This window comes from Puia dinghuensis, from assembly GCF_014642875.1.
Taxonomy (GTDB): domain Bacteria; phylum Bacteroidota; class Bacteroidia; order Chitinophagales; family Chitinophagaceae; genus Puia; species Puia dinghuensis.
The window spans coordinates 709,101-732,353 of record NZ_BMJC01000004.1; the positions used below are offsets into that span (position 1 = coordinate 709,101).

Annotated in this window: 19 protein-coding genes; 14 read left to right on the forward strand and 5 right to left on the reverse strand. The window is 51.6% G+C overall.

From position 1 onward, the window contains the following. The first annotated feature begins 19 nt into the window (after window positions 1-19). The 3 genes from IEY39_RS20920 to IEY39_RS20930 are packed head-to-tail and all read left to right on the forward strand — an operon-like array spanning window position 20 to window position 5,807. Complete coding sequence (locus IEY39_RS20920; RefSeq protein ID WP_188935275.1) at window positions 20-3,211, forward strand: SusC/RagA family TonB-linked outer membrane protein; 3,192 nt, start codon at window positions 20-22, stop codon at window positions 3,209-3,211. Between the two features lie 17 nt (window positions 3,212-3,228). Beyond that, window positions 3,229-4,914, forward strand: a complete 1,686-nt coding sequence (locus tag IEY39_RS20925) for a SusD/RagB family nutrient-binding outer membrane lipoprotein (RefSeq protein ID WP_188935277.1) — start codon at window positions 3,229-3,231, stop codon at window positions 4,912-4,914. 11 nt (window positions 4,915-4,925) lie between these two features. After that, window positions 4,926-5,807 (forward strand): hypothetical protein, encoded by an 882-nt coding sequence (locus IEY39_RS20930; RefSeq protein WP_188935279.1) that lies wholly within the window; start codon window positions 4,926-4,928, stop codon window positions 5,805-5,807. 35 nt (window positions 5,808-5,842) lie between these two features. Here IEY39_RS20930 and IEY39_RS20935 read toward each other — a convergent pair whose 3' ends face one another. From IEY39_RS20935 to IEY39_RS20945, 3 genes are all read right to left on the reverse strand, one after another. Further along, window positions 5,843-7,402, reverse strand: a complete 1,560-nt coding sequence (locus tag IEY39_RS20935; protein WP_188935281.1) for an Rne/Rng family ribonuclease — start codon at window positions 7,400-7,402, stop codon at window positions 5,843-5,845. A 252-nt stretch (window positions 7,403-7,654) separates the two neighbouring features. Continuing rightward, a complete protein-coding gene (locus IEY39_RS20940; protein WP_188935283.1) occupies window positions 7,655-8,521 on the reverse strand; it encodes a tetratricopeptide repeat protein in 867 nt (288 codons plus the stop codon). Between the two features lie 22 nt (window positions 8,522-8,543). After that, window positions 8,544-8,864 carry an HU family DNA-binding protein gene (locus IEY39_RS20945; RefSeq protein WP_188935285.1) on the reverse strand — a complete coding sequence of 107 codons (321 nt, stop codon included), beginning with the start codon at window positions 8,862-8,864 and terminating at the stop codon, window positions 8,544-8,546. A gap of 161 nt (window positions 8,865-9,025) precedes the next feature. Here IEY39_RS20945 and mutY point away from each other — a divergent pair, with 161 nt between their 5' ends. The 7 genes from mutY to IEY39_RS20980 all read left to right on the forward strand — a co-directional run bounded on the left by mutY (window position 9,026) and on the right by IEY39_RS20980 (window position 15,955). Continuing rightward, window positions 9,026-10,117 carry an A/G-specific adenine glycosylase gene (gene mutY / locus IEY39_RS20950; RefSeq protein ID WP_188935287.1) on the forward strand — a complete coding sequence of 364 codons (1,092 nt, stop codon included), beginning with the start codon at window positions 9,026-9,028 and terminating at the stop codon, window positions 10,115-10,117. A gap of 154 nt (window positions 10,118-10,271) precedes the next feature. Continuing rightward, the gene (locus tag IEY39_RS20955; RefSeq protein WP_188935289.1) at window positions 10,272-10,709 is read left to right on the forward strand and encodes a single-stranded DNA-binding protein; all 438 of its coding nucleotides are present in this window, start codon (window positions 10,272-10,274) and stop codon (window positions 10,707-10,709) included. A gap of 37 nt (window positions 10,710-10,746) precedes the next feature. Continuing rightward, on the forward strand, window positions 10,747-12,036 hold the full coding sequence (gene gldE, locus IEY39_RS20960; protein WP_229689013.1) for a gliding motility-associated protein GldE: 1,290 nt from the start codon (window positions 10,747-10,749) through the stop codon (window positions 12,034-12,036). Then, the gene (gene gldD, locus IEY39_RS20965) at window positions 12,037-12,636 is read left to right on the forward strand and encodes a gliding motility lipoprotein GldD (protein WP_188935291.1); all 600 of its coding nucleotides are present in this window, start codon (window positions 12,037-12,039) and stop codon (window positions 12,634-12,636) included. It abuts the gene before it with no gap. Window positions 12,637-12,675: 39 nt separating this feature from the next. Beyond that, entirely contained in the window at window positions 12,676-13,269 is a 594-nt protein-coding gene (locus IEY39_RS20970; RefSeq protein WP_188935293.1) for a DUF3109 family protein, read from the forward strand. Next, entirely contained in the window at window positions 13,266-14,645 is a 1,380-nt protein-coding gene (locus tag IEY39_RS20975; protein WP_188935295.1) for a LutB/LldF family L-lactate oxidation iron-sulfur protein, read from the forward strand. The genes IEY39_RS20970 and IEY39_RS20975 overlap by 4 nt, the downstream gene beginning before the upstream one ends. Before the next feature lie 2 nt (window positions 14,646-14,647). Continuing rightward, window positions 14,648-15,955, forward strand: coding sequence for a DUF7033 domain-containing protein (locus IEY39_RS20980; RefSeq protein ID WP_188935297.1), 1,308 nt, complete (start codon window positions 14,648-14,650; stop codon window positions 15,953-15,955). Window positions 15,956-15,970: 15 nt separating this feature from the next. Here IEY39_RS20980 and purH read toward each other — a convergent pair whose 3' ends face one another. Further along, window positions 15,971-17,491 carry a bifunctional phosphoribosylaminoimidazolecarboxamide formyltransferase/IMP cyclohydrolase gene (gene purH, locus IEY39_RS20985; RefSeq protein WP_188935299.1) on the reverse strand — a complete coding sequence of 507 codons (1,521 nt, stop codon included), beginning with the start codon at window positions 17,489-17,491 and terminating at the stop codon, window positions 15,971-15,973. 700 nt (window positions 17,492-18,191) lie between these two features. Between purH and IEY39_RS20990 the strand changes: the two genes are divergently transcribed. From IEY39_RS20990 to IEY39_RS21005, 4 genes are all read left to right on the forward strand, one after another. After that, on the forward strand, window positions 18,192-18,653 hold the full coding sequence (locus IEY39_RS20990; RefSeq protein ID WP_188935301.1) for a hypothetical protein: 462 nt from the start codon (window positions 18,192-18,194) through the stop codon (window positions 18,651-18,653). A gap of 96 nt (window positions 18,654-18,749) precedes the next feature. Then, a complete protein-coding gene (locus IEY39_RS20995; RefSeq protein ID WP_188935303.1) occupies window positions 18,750-19,397 on the forward strand; it encodes a hypothetical protein in 648 nt (215 codons plus the stop codon). Next, window positions 19,364-20,176, forward strand: coding sequence for a sensor histidine kinase (locus IEY39_RS21000; protein WP_188935304.1), 813 nt, complete (start codon window positions 19,364-19,366; stop codon window positions 20,174-20,176). Before IEY39_RS20995 ends, IEY39_RS21000 begins: the two co-directional genes overlap by 34 nt. Window positions 20,177-20,188: 12 nt before the next feature. Beyond that, window positions 20,189-20,848, forward strand: a complete 660-nt coding sequence (locus IEY39_RS21005) for a response regulator transcription factor (RefSeq protein ID WP_188935305.1) — start codon at window positions 20,189-20,191, stop codon at window positions 20,846-20,848. Here IEY39_RS21005 and IEY39_RS21010 read toward each other — a convergent pair. Then, window positions 20,783-23,230: an efflux RND transporter permease subunit gene (locus IEY39_RS21010; protein ID WP_188935306.1), complete on the reverse strand. Its 2,448-nt coding sequence runs from the start codon at window positions 23,228-23,230 to the stop codon at window positions 20,783-20,785. The two genes, IEY39_RS21005 and IEY39_RS21010, sit on opposite strands and share 66 nt — an antisense overlap. Window positions 23,231-23,253: the final 23 nt, after the last annotated feature.

Sequence of the window (23,253 nt, forward strand, 5' to 3'; positions counted from 1 at the left end):
TCATAACCACCAACTACACATGAGAAAGCTACACTGTTGGCTCATGGGCATGCTATTGCTCATGAGCAACGGGCTATTCGCCCAAACTTCCGACGTCACCGGAAGGGTGACAGATGCAACCGGCTCACCAATCCCCAACGCAACCATCCGGGTCAAAGGTGTTAAAGGCGGCACCAGCGCCGACGCCAACGGGTCCTTCAAGATAAGGGCCGCAGGCAACGCGACGCTCGTCATCTCGGCTGTCGGCTTCGAACAGACCGAGATCGCCGTCGATCACCGGACATCGCTCACCTTCTCACTGCGCTCTGCCAATCTCTCCCTCAGCGAAGTGGTCGTCACCGCATTAGGAGTAAAACGCGAAAAAAAGATCCTGGGTTATTCCGTCACCACGGTTGGAAAACAGGACGTCGAATTACGACCGGAAGAAGACGTCACCCGCATCCTGCAAGGCAAGGCCCCCGGTGTCGATATCCTGGCGACCAGCGGCATCTCGGGCAGCGGCACGAACATCAGCATCCGTGGTATCAGCACGATCACCGGCGGCGCCTCGACACCCCTTTTCATCGTGGATGGAGTCCCCTTCGATGCCAGCAGCAATGTGAACAACAGTTTCCAATATGGCGGAGGCATTTCCGCCTCAAGCCGGTTTCTCGACCTCGATCCCAATGACATCGAGAGCGTGAGCGTCCTGAAAGGCCTGGCCGCAGCAACTCTTTATGGTGAAGCAGGCCGCAACGGCGTCATCCTCGTCACCACCAAGGGCGGCTCAGGAAGAAGAACCAACAGGAAGATGGAGATCACCGCCTCCCAGTCCCTGTTCGCCAACCAGGTGGCCAATCTCCCCGACTACACCACTAAATATGGCGGTGGTTTCGACCTGGCGCCTTCCGCTGCCTTCAGCAACTGGGGCCCCGCCTTTACCAACCCTCCGCTCCAGGTAGCCTATTCACCTTCCCTTGTTGCGGCCTTTCCCAGTTTGTATGCCGGCAAGACCCAGGACTTCAAGAGCTACACCAACAACGTCAAGGATTTCTTCCGCACAGGCCTCATCAGCACGACTTCCGTCAACGTCGGCGCCTCCGGTCCCACCACGACCTTCAATGCGAATTATACGTACACTGCCGATAATGGCTTCACTCCCAACAACCGGGTCTGGAAGAATAACTTCGGACTGGGCGGCACGGCTAAACTGGCCAATAACTTCTCTGCAAACGCCGTCCTCAACTTCGCGATCACCGATATGCGGACTCCCACCGTCGGGGCCAACGGCGGGGGAGGTAGCGCCGATGTCGCATCCGTATTCGGCGATCTCATCTTTACTCCCCGCAGCGTCAACCTCATGGGACTTCCTTTCCAGAATCCTGTAGACGGATCGAGCATTTACTACCGCAACGGCAATGACATCGAAAATCCGCGCTGGACAGCCAACAACGATATCTCCGGCGATAAGGTCTATAGAACATTCGGCACCTTCGGCCTGAAGTATGATGTGATAAAGGGCCTTTCTATCAACTATCGCTTCGGTCTCGACCTCTACCAGGAGTACCAGACCCTGGAGGTCAATAAAGGCGGTAAACAGGGTGGGGTAGGCTATGTCAACGGCCTCTACCGGACGACCAATATCCAGAACTCCGTGCTCAACAATTCGGTCTTCATCAACTATTCCACTCCCCTCGGCGAGAATTTCACGCTGGACGCGGAGGCAGGATATGACTTGCGCCATGACAATTACAGCCAGAACGGCCTAAAGAGCACCCAGCAGATCGTATTCGGACTCTTCGACCACAGCAACTTCATCAGCCACGATATCAACGATGAAGGCGGTGGCGACCTGGACTATAAAAGCGAAGAGATCAGGGAAGGCGCCTTCGGCCAGGCTACCGTCGCATATAAAGAGTTTCTCTACCTCACCGGGAGCGCCCGTAACGACTGGGTCTCCACGCTGGAGCCGGCCCACCGCGAGCAGTTCTATCCCGGCGTCAGCGCTTCCTTCATCCCCACCTCCGTGCTGGCTTTCCTGCAGAAGAGCAAGACAGTCAACTACCTGAAGCTGCGCCTCAGCTACGCCACCAGCGCGCACTTCCCGACGCCATATAATACCCGGCCTTATATCAACCTGTCGACAAATTCCTTCGTCGATAAGAATGGGAATGTCATCAATGTCGCATCCATCCCCAACCAGGTGCCCAACCCTAACCTTCAGCCGGAATTGTTGAAGGAAACGGAGGCCGGCATCGAAGGCAAATTCTTCGACAGCCGCATCACTGTCGACCTGACAGGCTATTTCCGGACGGCACACAACCAGATACTCAACCGGCAGCTGGACGCTTCTACCGGGTATAGCTACACGACGATCAACGCAGGTTCGGTAGACAATAAAGGGATAGAAGCTTCGCTTACTTATACCGTCATCCGCAACAAGAACTGGACTTGGGATCTGACAGGTAATTTCTTCCTCAACCGCAGCAAAGTACACGACCTTCCAGCCGATATCAAGCAGATCGAACTGGCCGGCGGCGGTTACACCAATCTCGGTGGTTTCGCTATCAATGGCAAACCCCTCGGCGTCCTGCAAGGCAGCTATACACAACGCGATGCCAAAAGCGGCAAAAAGATCGTCGACAACAACGGCTACTATCTAGGCTCCTCCGACATCGCCGTCATCGGTGACCCGACGCCGGCATATAAACTGACAGGAATTTCCGTACTCACCTGGCGATACCTCTCCTTCCGCGTCCAGGTTGATTATACCCGCGGCGGCAAAATGTGGTCCAACACCACACGCACGATGCTGGCAAGAGGCGTTACCAAAGACACGGACTTCGACAGGACCCTGCCATACACCATCCCCAACACCGTCAAACAGGACGGGACCCCCAACGATATCCAGCAGAGCGTAGACAACATCTACTTCAACTCCTATGGTTTCGGTCCCGCCGGGGAGTCGGTATGGGACGCAACACTCATCCGCCTGCGGGAAGCTTCCCTTGCTTTTTCCATGCCCGCCAGGATGCTGAAAGGCACGCCATTCGGGGCGGCTTCACTAAACATTTCCGGTACCAACCTCTGGTATCTGGCGCCCAATTTCCCGAAGCACACGCGCTTCGACCCGGAAGTCAATAGCCTGGGCATTACCAATGCCAAGGGCCTGGACTTCTTCGCCGGACCCAGCTCCCGCCGCTTCGGAGCCAGCCTGAGACTATCCTTCTAATCTTAAAATGAATTACCATGCGATTAAAGCAATTCATAATAATAGCGTTCGTCTCCCTGGGGGGCCTCCTTCTCTCCGCCTGTAACAAGCAATTAAGCCCCTTACTCAACAACCCAAGCGTACCTACACCTACCGCGGCCAGCCCCGACCTGTATCTCAATAACCTGCAACTCAGCTTCAAAGGTTTTTTTCAAAGCGCAACCGATCTCACCGATGGGCTTACGCGGCAGGAGATCATGTATGGACCGACATATTACAATGCCTTCGCGCCGACAAGCTTCGACGGCATCTGGTCAACGGCCTATGAGAGCGTGCTGCTCACAGCCAACACCATGATCCCGATCGCGCAAAGCAAGAATGAAACTATCCACGTAGGCATCGCTCAGGTATTGAAGGCCTATACCATGATCACCATGGTCGACCTTTTCGGCGATGTTCCTTATTCCCAGGCAGACCAGGGAGTGACCATTCCAAACCCCGCGGTAGATAAAGGGGCCGCTATCTATGACTCGGCCGAGGCGCTGCTGACAGCCGCCATCGCGAATTTCGCCATCAAACCGTCGGTAAAGCCGGCCAACGACCTGTTTTATGGTGGCAACGCCGCCAACTGGACGGCCCTGGCAAAGACCCTGCTGCTGAAGGCCTATGTGCAGACACGCCTCGTGGATAACACCGTCGCGGCAAAGATCACAGCCCTGGTGAATGAGAACAATCTCATCAAATCCCCTTCGCAGGATTTCGTATTCTCCTATTCCACGCATAGCCAGGCGCCGGACGCCCGCGCCTCCCACTACATCACCAACTACGGGACAGACAATGGCGCCGGCGATTACATCGGCACATGGTTCATGTGGCAGCTGGCCGATGCCAAGGGATTCGCTGACCCCAGGGGGCGGTACTATCTCTACCGGCAGATCGACAATGTCTTCACCGATTCGCGTACGGCCAGCCAGACGACCCGGCAATTCGCCATTCCCTGTCTCTATCGGACGGACCCCTACGCACCCGGCGTTCCTTACTGCCTCGTGGATACCGGTTACTGGGGTAGGGATCATGGCGACAACGAAGGCATCCCACCGGATAATTCCCTGCGCACCACCTGGGGCCTCTATCCTGCCGGTGGCGCATTCGACTATAACCAGAATACGGCCACCGGCCAAAGCACCAGCCGCGAAACCGGCGCAGGCGGCAATGGGATCAACCCCATCTGGCTATCTTCCTATACCAATTTCCTCGAGGCCGAAGCCGCCCTGATACTGGGCACTCCGGGTGACCCCAAAGCATTGACCATCGCAGGCGTCGATGCCTCGTTCAACAAAGTGGCCGGATTTGCCGGTGCCATCGGCTATAAGATCCCCACTTCGGACACTACGATGCTCATCACAGCCAGCAACCAGCAGAAGTATGAGGCCGCGGTAGCCAGCCAGTACCAGAACGCTGCCACCACCGCCGCAAAGCTCAACGTCATCGAGACGGAATACTATCTGGCAGCCTGGGGCAACGGCCTGGAGACCTACAACAACTACAGAAGGACTGGCTGCCCCAACAATCTACAGCCCACGCTTGATCCGAATCCGGGCCTTTTTATCCGGTCGTTCTTCTATGCATCTGTATACGCCGACTATAACAAGAACGCCGTCCAAAAGACGACAACCAATGTCAAGGTATTCTGGGATAACAACGCGGATAATTTTGTCTATTAAAACAATCGAACATGAAAAGATTCATCATATCATTAGTCATGATCAGCAGTGTGATCCTGCTGTTTCATGCCTGTGCCAAGAAGAACATTTCCGGGGATGCCGGCAACCTGGTGCTAGGCTCTTATGTTACGCTGGATTCCACGATCAACGGCATCCTGGATGTCGGCAACTCGGCCAGCACAGTTTCCATCATGATAGGGAAATACGTGGGCAATCCGGTGGCTACGATCAATATTTATGTCGCCACCGGCAAGAATTCAGAAGACACCACCGGGTGGAAATTCATAAAATCGGTGGCCTATTCCAATGGAGAAGTGTTGAGCGTCTCTACTGCCGAGCTGGCCAAGGCCCTCGGCGCCAATCCAGCCCCGGGTAATAAGTACATACTCCAAAACCAGGTCGTTACCACCGACGGCCGGAAATTTTCGACCTACAATACACCCGACACCTATAACAGCTTCCCCGCCTACCACATGGGCCTCACCTGGTATGCGACGGCCGTCTGTTCCTTTACGGGCCATATGGCGGGAGATTACTACCTGACAAAAGATGTCTGGAATGATTATGGGGCGACTCCCTCTAACCCGGTGCTGGTCCCCAAAGCCGTGGTAGATGGCCCGGGCGCCAACCAGATCTCCATCTGGGTCTATCCCGGTGCACCGGCAGGCGGCGTAGAGACGGCCCCGATGATCGTCGACGTGAATCCGGCTACCGGCTCGGCTACGATCGAAAAATCCGACATCGGCAACTATGGAAGCGCGTCATCGGAGACTATCGTCACCGGCACCGGTTTCGTATTCGACTGTGTCGGCGTCATCGATCTTACAATAACATTCAACTACGGCGGGTCGATCTACGCCAACCAGGAAATGCTCCTTCAGAAAAACCCATAACAAGAAGAGAGGGCGGCCATCGGCCGCCCTCTCTCTTATAATTTTATCTCGTCTTCCTGGTTATCGAAAAAATGAAATTCAGTGAGATGGTAATTCGTATTGGCGCGTATTCGCACCTTCTGCTTATACTTCCACCGCCAGTTCCATTGGCGGCTGCCAATTCCCATAAATCCGCCCTTGGTAAGATAGGCATGCATGATGGGATGCACGGCTAGGATGAGGTCCTTATGCTGATGGTTGATGAGATAGCTAAGATTCTTTTCGATCTCGTCCTCGAGGATAAGGGCGGAAGAGATCTTACCCGTGCCGTTACAAGTCGGACAAACCTCCTGGGTATTGATCGTCACTTCGGGCTTCATCCGCTGACGCGTGATCTGCATCAGCCCGAACTTCGAAATAGGCAGCACCGCATGCTTGGCCCTGTCCGTACGCATGAAATTCTCCATCGCCTCGATCAGCTTCCGCTTGTTATCGGGAAGCTTCATGTCGATGAAATCCACTACGATGATGCCGCCAAGATCGCGAAGCCGCAATTGCCGCGCTATTTCCTCTGCGGCCTCCAGGTTCGTCTCCAGGGCATTCTGCTCCTGGTTGTTGCTGACACTCTTATATCCGCTGTTCACATCGATGACATGCAGGGCCTCCGTATGCTCGATGATAAGATAGGCGCCACTCGGCAGGTTCACCGTCTTGCCAAAAGCGGCCTTTACCTGTTTGGTCACGGAAAACTGGTCGAATATCGGACTGCCATTGTGATAATAAGAGACAATGTCGATCTTATCCGGCGCAATCCGCTGAATATAACTCTTGGTATCGTTGAAGATATTGCGGTCGTTGATGACTATCTTATTAAAATCCTCATTCAACAGATCGCGGAGCATGCTGGTGGTCTTCGTCTGCTCGCTGAGTATTTTCGCCGGGGCTACAGCACCCTTCAGGTTATGCTTGATGGTTTGCCAGGTGGCTACCAGTTCGGTCAGGTCCTCATGAAGCTCGGCCGTGTTCTTTCCCTCCGCAGCCGTACGCACGATAACCCCGAAATTCTTTGGTTTGATGGCCTCCACTATCTTTTGCAGCCGTTTACGCTCATCGGAGGAATGGATCTTGCGGGATACCGCTACAATATCGTTGAAAGGCGTGATAACAACAAAACGGCCCGGAAGCGAGATCTCGCAACTAAGACGCGGACCCTTTGCCGCTATCGGTTCCTTCAATATCTGGACAAGAATATGCGGTTTCCCGTTGAGAACCTCATTGATCTTCCCCGTCTTAACGATTTCCGGCTCCACCTGGAAGGTGCCAAAGTCAAAACCATTCGGAGTCGTGTCGTTCATCGCCTGCTGCGTAAATTTCAACAGGCTCCGCGCATACGGGCTAAGATCGGTATAATGGAGAAAAGCGTCTTTTTCAAAACCTACATCCACAAATGCTGCATTCAATCCCGGGATCAGCTTTTTCACTTTTCCCAGGTATAAATCTCCTACCGCAAAGCTGGCATCAGCCTTTTCGTGGTGTAGCTCCACCAGCTTCTTGTCTTCCAGAAGAGCTATTTCGACACCCTGCGGAGTTGCGTTTATGATTAGTTCCTTATTCAAGCGTATCGGACTTTTCCATCATCAGCCATTTTTCATACCTCAACCAAACAAACATCCATCATCCATCGAAGCAACTACTTGTTCTTCTTCTTATGACGATTCTTTCTCAGTCTCTTCTTACGCTTGTGCGTCGCAATTTTATGACGCTTACGCTTTTTACCACAGGGCATACTCAATGCTTTTTTTTAGTTAATAAATAGAATTTCAACCTTATGTCTGTTTTTTCGGACGAAGCCCCGGAGAGGCTTTTGACTAACGCAGAGATTTGATGCGCGCATCTATCTCCTTCACCATTTCATTCTGGCCGCCTAATTGTTTTTTTGCAGCTTCATACCAACGGATGGCATCCGTTTTGTTACCTCTCTGTTGGTGGACTTCGGCCAGTAGGAGGATCGCTTCGATATTGGCAGGTTGATGTTGAACAACGGTTGTCAAACGTTCAATAGCTTTATCAAATTGCCCCGACACCAGACCCCCCCAACCCAACATCAGCTGAGCATACATATTGGTGGAATCCCTTCGGGCTACTTCCAAAATCCGCTGGATCCCCTGCATCACCTCCATCGGGCTGCCGGCCGAACTACCAAATATATAGCTCGCTCCCAGCCCCACCTTGGATGAATCATTATTGGGATTCAGTTCTAACGCCTTTTCAAACAACTGTTTGGCATCGGTGGCCATCCAACCCTTCAACGCCGGGTCGTCTTGCCCCCTCAAGCCTTGCAAAAATAATTGGGCAGCAAAGGTGAGACTTTTTTCAGACTTTTCCAATTTAGCTGCTTCTCCAGTGTAATAAGCATATAACAAAAACCCATCACTCACCGAATCTTTCCAGAAAGAAGCCAATTGCCGGTCAGCATTTAATTGCTGCGACTGGACATCTCCCCGTACGACGGAGTTCTGTAACCTGTTTACATAAGATAGTTGAGCAGGACTTAAACGAGCTTCGGCCGCTTGTAGAATTTCCTGTAAACCAATGGATTTTACAAGTGACGTCCCAGGATCGCCACCTGCAGCAGCGTCCTTTTTTGGATGGGAAGGAACAGTTTGACCAAAAAAATACAGAGCGAGTAATAAGAGCACTCCCGTGCCGGCTACAAGATATTGCTGTCTCTTCATGCTAATGATTAGAGACGCAAAATTACATCTCTTCGTCCGGGTTTGGCTGATCTTCCTTCACTGCCTGCAACTTTTTTACTTCTGCAACGAATTCTTTCGCCGGCTTGAAAGCAGGAATAAAGTGTTCAGGAATATGAACGGCCACATTCTTCTTTATGTTCCGCCCTATCTTGGCAGCCCTCTTTTTCGTTATAAAACTCCCAAACCCACGGATATAAATATTCTCTCCCTGGGACAGAGTTTCTTTCACTTCTTTGAACATGGTTTCCAACGTCACCAAGACGTCAACTTTAGGTATACCTGTTTTTTCCGATATTTGGTTAACAAGGTCTGCCTTTCTCATGGGGATTTAGTTTTATAAGTTTCTGATTTTAAATATATAACAAAATTATTAATTCACAACTCATTATCTCTTAAATTCCTTTTGGAGTATCAAAATAATGGATTTGGTTTATTTCTGCAAGAATTCTCTAAATTATTGATTATGAATTTTATTTGCAATAAATGAGCGAAAAAAAAGCCGATTTTACCCAGAATTTGTTAAATTGGAATAAGGGTAAAAATCATCGTAAAATGCCCTGGAAGGGGGAAAAAGACCCTTATAAGATATGGTTAAGCGAGATCATCCTTCAACAAACCCGTGTTGAGCAAGGGTGGGCCTACTACGAAAAATTCCTCGAAGCTTTTCCTACCGTTCACCATCTTGCTATCGCTGCCGAACAAAAAGTATTCAAGCTTTGGGAAGGTCTTGGTTATTATAATCGTTGTCGCAATCTCATCGCAACAGCTAAAAGGATTGATGCAGAGTACAATGGACAATTTCCCAATACCTACGAGGAAATTCTTTCGCTCAAAGGCATCGGCCCCTACACCGCTGCTGCCATTGCTTCATTCGCCTTTGGTCTTCCACACGCCGTAGTAGATGGCAATGTCACCCGCGTCCTATCTCGCTACTTCGGCAACCCGACACCTATCGACACCACCGCCGGGAAGAAATTATATACTGAACTCGCTGACTCACTGCTCGATAAAGAACAACCCGACAGCTATAACCAGGCCATTATGGATTTCGGCGCCACCATCTGCCTGCCGCGCAATCCCCTGTGTGACGACTGTATGCAGCAAACCGGCTGCCAGGCCTGGCAAAAGGGTTGGACGACACAGCTGCCCGTAAAGGAAAAGAGCATTCAGAAAAAACAACGCTGGTTCTATTATTTTATAGTCGAAGTGCCGGACGACAAAGTATATATCCGTCAACGCACAAAAAAAGATATCTGGGAAGGGCTTTTCGAATTCATTCTCTGGGAAACGGATGAACCGGTCTATTTTAATGACAACCACCTGCCGCCATCGGATTTCCTGGGGCAACTCTTTGACGGGCAGGCACTCACAGTCAGGTATATCTCAAGGGTCTACCGTCAGGAGCTAAGCCACCAGACCATCCAGGGACAATTCCTAACGGTAAGGCTGAAAAAACCGCTTCCTTCCCTGAAGGATTACCTCCTTATCCACCGGGATCAGCTCGGCGAGTATGCTTTTCCCAGATTTATCAACGCATGGCTCCTCGACCCGACCCCGGCACAAAGCTTGTTTTAAGTCAACAAATTTTGCGCTGCATGCTCCATTTTGCCCGCAGCCTCCAAAACCCATGACTTCCAATGGAAAAATTTATCTTTTTGGCTGAAAAAAGCTAATTTTAATCGGCGCTGGATTCCACAAGACGATTTGTAAACATTTCAAAATTCGATGTATGAGAGGCGTAAACAGGGTGATGCTAATTGGTAATTTAGGAAAGGATCCTGACGTACAATATCTGGAAGGAAATATTGCGGTTGCTAAATTCTCGCTGGCGACAACGGAGACGTTCAAAGATAGGGCTGGTAAGCTCATCTCTCAGACGGAATGGCATACGGTGGTCCTATGGCGGGGCCTGGCCGAACTTGCGCAGAAGTACCTTCACAAGGGAAGCCTTGTCTATATCGAAGGCCGGCTGAGAACCCGCAGCTGGGAAGATAAAGAAGGCAATAAGAAATTCGCAACCGAAGTAGTAGGTGATAATCTCATTATGCTCGATAAGCGTACCGATGGACCGGCTCATCCTCCCCTCCATCACCACGAAGGAATGGAGGGCCCCGGTGGCACCGATGCCGCCCCCCTCGGTGAACCTTCAGAAGACCTTCCCTTTTAGCGCGTTGTAAGCACATTCTTAACGAAACCCGTTTATTTTGGAATTGCTCCTTATAAATCCCCAGGCAACAACCATCCTGGCCATCGTCATCCTTTTTCTCCTCCTGCTTTCCTTTGTCCTCTCCGGGTCGGAAGTAGCTTTTTTCACACTTACTTACAAGGATATCAACATCCTGAAGACAAAACAAGACCTCTCCTGGCGCCGCATCGTCTCTCTTCTCGAAGACCCCAAAACCCTGTTGGCCTCTCTGCTCATTGCCAACAGCATCATCAACATCGCCATCATCATCCTCTCCAACTTCCTCATCGATGAAATGGTGCTGCTAAAACAAAGCTTCTGGTTCTTCGAATTCCTTATAAAGGTGATACTCATCGGCTTTGTCATGATCCTCTTCGGGGAAGTCATGCCAAAGATCTGGGCTACACAGAACAACCTGCAGTTTGCCTACTATACCTCCGGCATTATCGAATTGGTTCACTTGCTGTTCCGTCGCATGAGCAGCTGGGCCGTCAACCAGTCCGAGTCCCTCGAACGTTTCTTCGGCCGGAAGAAACCGGGGCTCATCATCGAGCAGCTGGGCTACCAGATCGACCAGTCAAAGAACGAAGCCTCCGAAGAAGAACGCAACATCCTGAAAGGCATCGTTAAATTCGGTAGTATATCGGTGAGGCAGGTGATGCGCGCCCGCATGGATGTCAGCGGCGTCAGCTACGACCTCTCCTTTGGCCAACTAAAACAAAAGTTCGAAGAGCTCCACTATTCCCGGCTGCCGGTCTTCAAAAGCAGCCTGGATGAGCTGGCCGGCACCATCCAAAGCAGAGACCTCATCGCCTGCCTGGGTGAACCTGACAACTTCGACTGGCATCCCTATATCCGGCCCATCTATTTTGTCCACGAACACAAGCTCATCGAAGACCTCCTGCAGGAATTCCAGCAGAAAAAGATCCATTTTGCCGCTGTCGTCGATGAATTCGGCGGCACCAGTGGCATCGTCACCCTGGAAGACATCCTGGAAGAAGTCATCGGTGAGATTCGTGACGAATTTGACGAAGAAGAGCCCGAATCCCGTCATATGGATGACGGCAGCTATATCTTCGAGGGCAGGACCATGCTTCATGATGTTTGCAAGACCATGAACCTTGCCATCGACACTTTCGATAAAGTAAAAGGGGATAGCGACAGCCTCGCCGGGCTCATCCTCGAACTTTCGGGCGATATCCCAAAGGTGAACGACGTCATCCCTTGCGGCGACTTCGAATTCACCATCCTGGATGCCGACAGCAGCAGGATAAAAAAAGTAAAAGTCACCATCCGAATGCAATCCTAAATGCGGACACTTATTTGCCTCCTGGCCCTCTTCCTCCTTTCCTGCAACAGTGACTATACCCCAAAACGGCGGGGATATTTCAAGATCGATTTCCCATCCCATCAATACCAGACCTTCGACCAGCCCGGGTTCCCCTATTCCTTCGAATACCCCGTATACGCGAATGTCATCAAGGATAGCACCTATTTCGACACCGTACCCGAGAACCCCTATTGGATCAACGTGGACTTCCCCCGCTTCGGCGCGCGCATCTATGTCAGCTACAAAGAGATAGGTAAGAACAAATTCGACAAACTGCGCGATGACGCATTTAAGATGACCTTCAAACACACCTATAAGGCAAGCTCCATCGATGACTCACCCTTTGTTACCCACAACGGGGTAGCGGGTGTCTTCTTTAAAGTAGGGGGTAACGCGGCCACCGCCAACCAGTTCTATGTCACCGACACAACCCATCATTTTTTGCGCGGCGCTCTCTATTTCGACACGACCCCCAATGAGGACTCCCTTGGCATCGTAAACCAATTCCTCGAAAAGGACATGGACCACCTGATCAATAGTTTCCGGTGGAAGAACCCGACCCCCAAAGCATCCAAATAGAGTATATTTGCAAAACGGGCATAGGCCCATCTACCCATCATGATAGCAATCGACAATATCCTGGTAAGTGACGACGTGGTCCGCGAACAGTTCGTCTGCGATCTGGCAAAATGCAAAGGCGGCTGCTGTGAGGACGGCGACGCCGGCGCCCCCCTGGAAAAAGGGGAGCTCGACGAGATAAATGCGATCTATGACATCGTAAAACCCTATCTCACACCCGCAGGGATCAAAGAGATCGAAACCCGCGGTCGCTACCAGTACGATCGCGAGTTTGGTTGGGTGACTCCGACAATCGAAGGGAAAATGTGTGCGTATGGGTATCGGGACGAGAAAGGCGTCATAAAGTGTGGCATCGAACAGGCATATTACGACGGAAAGACCTCCTGGAAAAAGCCCATCAGCTGCCATCTTTATCCTATAAAGATCAGTATGACAAAGGAAGGGGAAGTGGTCAACTACGAACCCCGCGAGACGATGTGCCGGCCAGGCTGCATCCAGGGAAAGAAACTGAAGGTTCCGGTTTATGTTTTCCTGAAGGAAGCCCTCATTCGAAAATATGGCGAAGACTTCTATGGAGTACTCGAACAGGTTGCCGGGTCCTACTTCGCTAAAGCCGAAAAACAAAACAAATGACAGAGACGGCCGCCGATTTCATCGCCCGGAGCACCATCAAGGCGGAAGACCTTGAACACCGGAACAAGATCAACTTTAATATTGGTCGCTACAACGCCGTCGTACCGCAGGGTAAACAACAGTTCTCCGAGCTGAATCTCGCGCGCGAACGGGCGAAGAATATCAAATGGCGGGCCATCGAAACCCTTGACCAGCAACTCGAAGAATTCGAATCCCACTTCACCAGAAGGGGCGGCCGGGTCATCTGGGCGGAGACTGCCGCACAGGCCCTCGCAGAGATCTACACCATCTGTAAGGAAAAGAATTGCCGCACCATCGTCAAGAGCAAAAGCATGGTCACCGAGGAAATAAAGCTGAATCACTTCCTCGAAGAGAAGGGCATCGAGAGCGTGGAGACCGACCTTGGCGAGTACATCCAGCAACTCGACGGCGAACCCCCTTATCATATCGTGACACCCGCCATGCACAAAAGCAAGGAGGACGTCGCCAAATTATTCTATGAGAAGCTGAATACCCGCCCCGGCCTCACCCCCGAACAGCTTACCCTCGTAGCAAGGGAAAAGCTGCGGAAGAAATATGTCCAGGCAGAGATCGGCATCACAGGCGCCAACTTCATCATCTCCGACATCGGCGGCGTCGCCGTCACGGAAAATGAAGGCAATGCACGCCTCAGCGCTTCCTTCCCCAAAACGCATATCGTCATCGCCGGAATCGAAAAGGTGATCCCTTCCATGACCGACCTCGGCCTCTTCTGGCCCTTACTGGCCACCTACGGCACCGGTCAGCGCGTGACGGTATACAACACCATCATCACCGGTCCCCGCCAGACGGGCGAATCCGATGGCCCCGACGAAATGATCCTTATCCTGCTGGACAATGGCCGCACCAACATCCTGGCCAACGCAAAAGCCCGGGAAAGCCTCTACTGCATCCGCTGCGGCGCCTGTCTCAACGCCTGTCCTATCTATAAAAACATCGGCGGCCACAGCTACGGAACAACCTATAGCGGACCCATCGGCTCAGTCATCACTCCCCATTTGAAGGACATGGGCGAATGGAAACATCTGAGCTATGCTTCCTCCCTTTGCGGCAACTGTACAGAGGTTTGCTCGGTAAAGATCAATCTCCACGAGCTGTTGCTCGACAACCGCTATGAAGCCGTCAAAGACGGCTACGCCACCTGGTCCGAACGGCTGGCGTGGAAGGTCTGGAAAAGAGCCAGCCTCAGCCGCAGCATGATGAATATGGGTGGCCCGAAGATCAAGAACTGGATGGTGAACAAAGCATTCAAAGCCTGGACAGCCCATCGCGACGAACTGGAATTTGCTTCTCAAACTTTTAACCAACGTTGGAAGGCCGAACGAGCCAAGGTCTAAACATGATCTTGTTCTGTACCCATAGCACCCCAAGGCTGAAATACATCGTCGATTTCTGCTCAAAAGAGCTATTCGACAGTCCCTTTCATATCACTACCGATCTCAGCGAATTCGTCGCCGCCACGGGCCCCCGGATCAACTACTCGTCTACCCCCATCCCCGGCGCTTTTCATCTCCAGCCTGCCGGTCTCCTCTTCGAAACCGGCATCGTCCCCCAGTCCATCACCTGCTTCGAATACGATGGCCGCAAAGCGTTCTTCGCCACGGAAGGCGACTTGCCCTTCGACATCTTTTCAGCCGCCTTCTACCTGCTCACCCGCTACGAGGAATATCTGCCGCATGAAAAAGACACCTATGGCCGCTATGCCCATACCGATTCCCTCGCCTGGCGCGAACATTTTCTCGACATCCCCCTGGTAAACTACTGGCTCCGCGACTTTAGAGACGCGCTTGCCCGGAAATTTCCCGCACTCGTCTTTCGCTATCCCATGTTTAAGTTCGTACCTACCTACGATATCGATATCGCGTGGTCCTTTCTGTTCAAGGGCTGGCGGCGAAATACCTCGGGGGCCCTGAAAGCGCTCGTCACCGGCCGGTGGCAGCAGCTTCGGCTACGGCTCGATGTCCTGGCAGGCAGACGCCCCGACCCCTTCGACGCCTATGAATGGCTCGACTCCCTGCACCTGTACTGCCGGTTGAAACCCTACTATTTCTTTCTCGTGGCAGCCCGGAATAAAGGCGTCGATAAAAATATTCTCCCTTCTTCGACCGGATTTCAACAGCTTGTACAATATCACGGCGCCGGCTACCGCGTGGGTGTTCACCCTTCCTGGCAAAGCGGGGATGATGATAGTCTCCTGAAAGAGGAGATCGAATGGCTGGAATATATCGCCGGACAGCCCATCTGCCGCAGCCGGCAGCATTATATCCGCTTCTCCCTTCCACATACCTATCGCCGCCTGCTAAACCTGCGCATCGAACAGGAATTCTCCATGGGCTATGGAAGTATCAACGGCTTCCGGGCCTCGGTAGCCTCGTCATTTTTCTGGTACGACCTGGAGAAAGAGGAAACGACAAAACTGCGCGTCTTTCCCTTTTGCTTCATGGATGCAAACGCTTTCTACGAACAGGGACTCAACGCCGCCGGGGCCATGCAAGAGCTGATGCATTACTACCGCCACATCCGCAAGGTCAACGGCCTGATGGTCACCATCTGGCATAATAATTTCCTCGGCACCGACCCCGGATTCGCCGGCTGGCGCGAAGTATATGAAGTATTTCTAAAGGAAGAGATCTTCTGGACGTCCTGATCCTGGTCCTGCAGCTTAGTGCTTAAAATGCCGCATCCCCGTTATCACCATCACTAAATTATGCTCCACACAATAGTCGATGGAATCTTTATCCCGGATAGAACCACCCGGCTGGATAAACGAAGTCACACCGGCCGCATGCGCCAGCTGCACCGAATCATTAAACGGAAAGAAAGCATCGCTCGCCAGTACAGCGCCATGCAGGTCGAAATTGAATTGTCCCGCCTTGGCGATCGCCTGCCGCACGGAATCCACGCGGCTGGTCTGACCGCAACCTTTGCCCACCAGCTGCAGGTTCTTGATCAGGGCAATGGCATTCGACTTGAGATGCTTGCAAACGATGTTGGCAAAGTTCAGGTCATCTTTCTCCGCAGCCGTGGCGGGCCGGCCGCCTGCTTCCTTCCACTCGGCATAATTGCCTTCATCGGTCTGCTGTTGCAGCACGCCGTTGAGCAGGCTGCGATATTGTTGCGCCGCCGATACGCGTTTTTGCTGCACCAGCAGGATACGGTTCTTCTTCGATTTTAAAATACTGAGAGCATCGGCGTCGAAAGCTGGCGCGATCAGCACTTCAAAGAAGATCTCGTTGATGGCTTCAGCCGTAGCCTTGTCTACGGGCTTATTACAGGCCAATACCCCGCCAAAGGCACTCTCGGGGTCACCTGCTAAAGCCGCGTCCCAGGCCTCCTTCAATGCAGGCCGGATGGCTATACCACAGACATTCGTGTGCTTGATGATGGCAAACACCGGCCGGCTGTCGCCGCTGAATTCCTGTATCAGCTGCACGGCAGCGTCTACATCTACCAGATTGTTATAAGAGAGCTCTTTCCCATTCACCTGGTCGAAGAAGTCCTCCAATTTTCCATAGAACCGGGCCGACTGATGCGGATTCTCACCATAGCGAAGGGATTTGGGTGAAGGCACCGACTCGAGGAAATAATCACCACCCGACGGGGTGAAGTATTTGGAGATGGCTACGTCATAGTGCGCGCACACCTCAAAAGCCTGCGCCGCCAGCATCCGCCGCTGCTCCAGTGTCGTTTCTCCCATCTGTTGGGTAAGCACGTTCTCCAGCCAGGCATATTGTGACCTTGAGGCGATTACGACGACATCTTTATGATTCTTGGCAGCCCCGCGGATCATGGAAGGCCCACCCACATCTATCTTTTCAATGATAGCTTTGTCATCCGTCGTGCTGGCTACCGTCTCCTCGAAAGGGTAGAGGTCGACGATCACCAGGTCGATCTCCGGGATATGATAGCGCACCATCTCTTCCACGTCGGTGGGATTGTCTCTCCGCCCCAGAATTCCTCCAAAAACGGACGGATGCAGGGTCTTTACGCGCCCCCCCAGAATGGAGGGGTAAGAGGTCAGGTTTTCCACAGGTGTACAGGGGAGTCCAAGCGACTCGATGAACTGTTGGGTGCCACCGGTAGAGTGCAGATTCACTCCTAATTGGTGTAGTTTTTTTACTATAGGCGCAAGACCCTCTTTGTAAAAGACCGAGATCAACGCCGATTTTATCTTCTTATTCATAATGAGGCAGTAATAAGGCGCGAAAATACGAAAATCGGCCCGAAAGGCGTGGGAATACGAATAGAAACAAAAAACCGGCAATAAGCCGGTGTTTTGAATGGTAACAGGAGGTAAGCCTTGATCAATTCTCGTGCGTACTAATTAGGTGCGCACTTTCGTTTATATCTTGGCTCAGTAGCATCAGCATACATACCCACACACACTCATGAAAATAACAGGATAAGGTGTTAATGGTTATGTATGCTGTTGCTAACTAAACATTTTCAGGTCGATTAATAAGACTGATCATCGTCAGTCAGACAGTCACAGCATGAGCACAGGTTCAACAGGTAGCGTTCTTTTAAGGATATCAAATATTAAAAACGGGACATTCGGCAACCTCTCTAATAAATGTCCAATAAAAAAGTCAAACCGCTAAAAATGCCGCCCGAAAAATGACCCGTAATTTTTTTGCGTAAAACACGCAAATTCTGACTGCGTATTTCACGTGCCAATCCTTGGATGTTTTACTGTTTTTTATATGACTAAAAAACCCTTTTTTTGTCATATTTAGCTCCTGATCGTCTGATCCCCTTTATTTTACGGATAATATTAATTTGTAATTAATTGATTTAGAGACCCCTGTCGGCTAGACCTGTGCGGGAGTTGGGGATACATTTACCGTAGCAAATTATTCTTCAACATTCAAAAACAGTCAGCTATGAACACTATTGCCAAAAAATCCGTAAATGCGGGCAAATTCCTCTCCAACGACCAGGTTTCCTCTTTACTCACCACCTACAAGCAGGATCGGTGGGTAGACAATTCCGAAAAAATTGGAAAGGAAGATTCCCTCACGGCTTCTGTCTCCATCGAAGAACTGGAAACGCTCATCGAGCGCATCAAACTGCATGGCGGTGACGGAGTGCGTTTCCATTTTGCTTCCTACCCGGAAGATTATACACCCGTGCCTGAGTTTGCTGGTCGTCAGACGGTCGTGCTCATCGGCACGCGCAAGAACAACGAAGGCGCCAACAAAGAGATCTATATGTCCGAAGGAAAGGAGGCCCGCATTCTAGCATATGGCGACATGCCTCTTTGCCCTCCTTTCTGTGGCAGCGGCTTTTTCAAAAAGGGCGCCGTCCTCATCGATCGTGGCGACAAAGGGATGGTCGTTGCCTAACCCCTGGTCTTGATAAAAAAAATAGCTGCCCGGAAATCATGACCCGGGCAGCTTTTTAGTAGCAGAAGTGAGAAATAAGAATTATTTTGCTGGCAAATGTCGCAGTTTGTCAGTTTCTTCGTAGTAGTTATTGCCTTGCTGGCCAGTTTCACTCTCTATCGTCAGGGCCCTTCCGACATTTATCTCCGCCTTTTTCCACCCTTCCTTTCCATCGTCACCGTTGTCCTGGGAATATGCAGCTACCTCGCCGCACGGATCATCAATAACATGCCGCTCTTTAATCCCCTGACCATCTTTCAGTATTGTTTTTATTTTTTTCTGCTATACCGCATCATCCGTCAGCCTGTCGTAAGAAAAATAGCCTTTCACCTCATCTGGATATATCCGCTGATAGCAGGACTGAATATTCTCCTATATCAAAAGATCAACACCTTTCACACGATCACTTATTCCCTCGGCGGTTTGCTGGTGGTCGCCCTTTGTATATTCTATTTCTTTGAATTATTCCAACGGCCCCAATCGGTCAACCTCACCCGAAACCCGGATTTTTGGATCTGTTCGGGCCTCTTGTTCTATTTCTCCTGCAGTTTCCCTTTATATGGGATGGCCAATAACCTGGGCAAAATGCCCCGGTTTATCATCGTGAACCTCAATTCCATATTCAACGTATTGGATATCCTGTTATACACTTCTTTAGTCATCGCTTTCCTATGCCGGCTGAAAATCAGGAAGTCGTCATTATAATATTAATGGGGATCGCTCTGGCCCTGCTCCTGGTCGGCTTCATTGTCACCATGCTCTTCCTTTATCAACGCCGCCAGCACCGCCAGATACAGCAGCTGGCCCGGATGAAAGACCAATACCAGCAAGAGCTGCTGCGCTCGCAGTTGGAGATCCAGGAGACAACCTTCAAGACCATCGCCCAGGAATTGCACGACAACATCGGGCAGGTACTATCCGTAGTCAAACTGTCCCTTTCCATCCTCCCGCTCGAAAAAGACCACGTCGCCTACGAAAGCGTCCAGGCCAGCCGGCAGATGCTCAACAAGGTCATCTTCGACATGGGCAATCTCACAAAAAGCATGCATACCGACCGCATAGCCCAGATCGGCCTGGTCGAAGCCATCCGTTTCGACCTCGACAGTATCCAGCGCACCGGGCTGCTAAAAGTGGACTTCGACGTCGTCGGGGAGGAATATCGACTTGAAGATCAACGATCTATATTCGTATTCCGGATGTTCCAGGAGATGATCAACAACATTTTGAAGCATTCTAAAGCCACCCACGTAAATATTGCGGTTAATTACTCAATTGATAATAAATTTGTTCTGAAAGTAGAGGATAACGGGGTTGGTTTTGATGTTGAAAAAAAGCGGACTCAGGCATCCTCATCAAGCGGCATTGGCCTGAAAAGTATGACAAACCGTGCCTCCCTGATCGGCGCTCAAATCACAGTTCAAAGTCAGCCAGGCAAAGGGACTTCCATCAAGGTGGAATTGCCCCTGGAAAAGGGAATATTATAATTTGATTAGATTATGGGAGCAGCAACAAAGAAAATACAGGTCGGTATTGTGGATGATCACAGTCTCTTACGAAAAGCCCTGGCAAAGCTTATCGGTTCCTTTGAGACCTATGCGGTATTGTTCGAAGGCGACAACGGAAAAGATATCAAAACAAAGATCACCCAAAACATCATTCCGGATATCGTCATCCTGGACGTGAATATGCCCGACATGGACGGCTATGAGACAGTGAGATGGCTGCACAAGAACTATCCCCAGGTAAAAGTGCTCGCACTCTCGATGTTCAGCGATGAGAATACCATCATCCGCATGCTCCGCCTCGGCGCCAAGGGCTATATCCTGAAGAACATCGAACCCGAAGAGCTGAAGCTGGCCCTCGACTCCATCATGAAGAAGGATTTTTATCTTTCGGAATACATCTCCGGGAAGATCATCAGTGGCCTCCATAAAGACCTGGGTAACCCCGAAGACCCCATCGTACTCAGCGATAAGGAGAAAGAATTTCTCCGGCTGGTATGCTCCGAATTGTCTTACAAGGACATCGCCGACAAGATGTTCATCAGCCCCCGCACCGTCGACAATTACCGGAATACCTTATTTGAAAAGCTAAAGGTGCGCACCCGCGTCGGTCTGGTCATGTTTGCCATCAAGAACGGCCTTGTCGATATCTAAGGCAGGCTTCGCGCGACCCTTTATCAATCCCAGCAACAACACCGGTAAGAACACAAGATTGGTGACGGTAGCAATCACCAGCGTCAGCGAGGTCAGCCAGCCAAGCGCCAGGATGCCCCCGAAATCACTAAAGCAAAAGATGACAAAACCCGCCGTCAGCACCAGCGAGGTATAAAGGATGCTGATCCCCGTCGTATTGATGGTATCGATCACGGCATCCTCCGGTTTTTTACCCATCGAATCCTGTTTGTAATTCACCAGAAACCGGATGGTGATATCGATGGCGATACCCAGGGCTATGCTAAAGACGATCACCGTCGAAGGCCGGAGCCGCACGCCGGCCCAGCCCATGATCCCCGCCGTTATCAGCAGCGGGATCACATTCGGCACCAGGCTGCAGAGCAGGATACGCAGGCTCCTGAACAGGAAAAGCATACAGGCGGCGATGAGCACAAAGGCCCACTGGATACTATCCTTCAGCCCCCTGATGATAAAACTGCTTCCTTCCAGGTAGGTGACACTCGTCCCCGTAAACGTGACCCGGTATCTCGCCGTATCGAACAGGGTATGCGCCCGCTTCTCCAGGTCGCCAAGCACTGCCGGAAGCCGCTTGCTGCCGATATCCGCCATTTGAACGCTCACCCGAAGTTTCTGCTGGTTACTATCCACAAAGCTCCATAATAGTTTCGTCAGGCTGTTTGTATTTGCCCCGCTTCGCACCTCGTGGCTCCCGCCGTTGCCGACGCTGCCCGAACCGCCCGCGGCAGATGCCTTCTCACCAAGACCCAGATAGGAAACAATAAAGCTCAGGTCCATCTGGTTGGGAACGAGGTAGCCCGAACTATCCGCCCCATAATAGGCCTGCCGCACAAACTTCAGCCCCTCCACCAGCGACAGCGGCCGGGCCATCTCGGGCTGTGCGCCAATATAGGCAGACAGCTGATCGATGCTGTCCAGGGTCTTCGCCATGCCGGCCCTCAAACCCTTCCTTCGTTTGGTATCGATCACAATCTCCAACGGCATCACCCCCTTGAAGTTCTTTTCGAAGAACTTCAGGTCGGTATATAGCTTGTCCTTCTGCGGCAGATCATCCACGATAAATCCTTCCGATCTCAGCCTGAACATCCCCGCTACCGACACCGCCACGATGAGCACCGTTACGGCATAGATAATTCTCCGGTGATGCAGGGTCCATATCTCCAGCCGCTTTAGCACGGCCGCCAGCCAGCGGTTCTGCAGGTAGAGCATATGCTTCGGCTTCGGCGCCGGCAGGTAGCTCAACACCGCGGGGATCAGGATAATGGAGATAAAGAACAACAGCATGATATTGATCCCCGCTACCACCCCAAACTCATTCAATATCGAGCTGCGCGTCAGCGCAAAAACGCCAAAGCCGATGGCCGCGGTCAGGTTACAGAAAAATGTAACGACACCCATCCGGCCGATCATCAGGATCAGGGCCTTTTGTTTGTCACCCGTATCCCGGTAAGCCGTATGGAATTTGTTCATGAAGTAGATGCAGTTGGGTATCCCGATCACCACGACAAGGGTGGGGGTGAGGGCATTCAGCAGGGTGATCTTATAGCCCAGCAGGTCCAGCGTTCCAAAGCTGAAGACGACCCCGATACCCACCACTGCCAGGGATAGTAACATCGTGCTGACGCTGCGGAAGAATAGAAAAAGGATCAACGACATCATGACCAACGACCCCAACAGGAACCAGGACGTTTCAGTTTTCACCTTGGCAGCCATCCTGGTGCGGAGAAGGGGAAGACCACTATAGTGCATGTCCAGTCCGTTGCGAATTCCAAAGCTGTCCACCAGCCCGGTGATGGCATTTATCGTTGCGACCCGCCGCGAAGAGTTCATTACATCCTTATTGACGTGCACCGCCGTTAGCCAGGTACTGGTCTGTTTATTGTACAAAAGGCCCTGGTAAAAAGGCAGGTCGAGCAACACCGCCTTGCCGCTGTCGATCTGCGCCTGGGAGGTAGGATGTGCCGGGAAAATGGGCACAGCCTTCAACTTCTCCGCCACGGTATCCTTTACCAGGTTTACGGCAGAGGACACCCCAAGAACATCGTCTACTCCCGCAACCCGCTTCAACGCTTCCGTCAGCCCGATATAATCGGTGAATACAGGCAATTGAAAGAGCTTGTCCGTCTGTACACCGACGACCAACAGGTTGCCATCCTCGCCAAACGTCTTTCGGAATTCCTGGTATTCCTTATACTTGGGATTATCCGTGGGGATCGCGCTGTTGAAATCATAGCTCAGTTTCACCCGGCTCGCCCGGAAGGCCATATAACCAGTGACAGATAACAATACAACGAGCCAAACTAACCGGAATTTGAGGACAAGACGGGCGATGGATTCCCACATGTATGAATAATTTACTTTGCAAA

Excerpts from the sequence above, each read along its gene's own strand:
- IEY39_RS21005 (WP_188935305.1), top strand. The coding sequence starts at position 20,189 with ATGGGAGCAGCAACAAAGAAAATACAGGTCGGTATTGTGGATGATCAC.
- IEY39_RS20920 (WP_188935275.1), top strand. The coding sequence starts at position 20 with ATGAGAAAGCTACACTGTTGGCTCATGGGCATGCTATTGCTCATGAGC.
- IEY39_RS20975 (WP_188935295.1), top strand. The coding sequence starts at position 13,266 with ATGACAGAGACGGCCGCCGATTTCATCGCCCGGAGCACCATCAAGGCG.
- mutY (WP_188935287.1), top strand. The coding sequence starts at position 9,026 with ATGAGCGAAAAAAAAGCCGATTTTACCCAGAATTTGTTAAATTGGAAT.
- IEY39_RS20995 (WP_188935303.1), top strand. The coding sequence starts at position 18,750 with ATGTCGCAGTTTGTCAGTTTCTTCGTAGTAGTTATTGCCTTGCTGGCC.
- IEY39_RS21000 (WP_188935304.1), top strand. The coding sequence starts at position 19,364 with ATGCCGGCTGAAAATCAGGAAGTCGTCATTATAATATTAATGGGGATC.
- IEY39_RS20955 (WP_188935289.1), top strand. The coding sequence starts at position 10,272 with ATGAGAGGCGTAAACAGGGTGATGCTAATTGGTAATTTAGGAAAGGAT.
- gldD (WP_188935291.1), top strand. The coding sequence starts at position 12,037 with ATGCGGACACTTATTTGCCTCCTGGCCCTCTTCCTCCTTTCCTGCAAC.
- IEY39_RS20980 (WP_188935297.1), top strand. The coding sequence starts at position 14,648 with ATGATCTTGTTCTGTACCCATAGCACCCCAAGGCTGAAATACATCGTC.
- IEY39_RS20990 (WP_188935301.1), top strand. The coding sequence starts at position 18,192 with ATGAACACTATTGCCAAAAAATCCGTAAATGCGGGCAAATTCCTCTCC.
- IEY39_RS20925 (WP_188935277.1), top strand. The coding sequence starts at position 3,229 with ATGCGATTAAAGCAATTCATAATAATAGCGTTCGTCTCCCTGGGGGGC.
- purH (WP_188935299.1), bottom strand. The coding sequence starts at position 17,491 with ATGAATAAGAAGATAAAATCGGCGTTGATCTCGGTCTTTTACAAAGAG.
- IEY39_RS21010 (WP_188935306.1), bottom strand. The coding sequence starts at position 23,230 with ATGTGGGAATCCATCGCCCGTCTTGTCCTCAAATTCCGGTTAGTTTGG.
- IEY39_RS20930 (WP_188935279.1), top strand. The coding sequence starts at position 4,926 with ATGAAAAGATTCATCATATCATTAGTCATGATCAGCAGTGTGATCCTG.
- IEY39_RS20945 (WP_188935285.1), bottom strand. The coding sequence starts at position 8,864 with ATGAGAAAGGCAGACCTTGTTAACCAAATATCGGAAAAAACAGGTATA.
- IEY39_RS20940 (WP_188935283.1), bottom strand. The coding sequence starts at position 8,521 with ATGAAGAGACAGCAATATCTTGTAGCCGGCACGGGAGTGCTCTTATTA.
- IEY39_RS20970 (WP_188935293.1), top strand. The coding sequence starts at position 12,676 with ATGATAGCAATCGACAATATCCTGGTAAGTGACGACGTGGTCCGCGAA.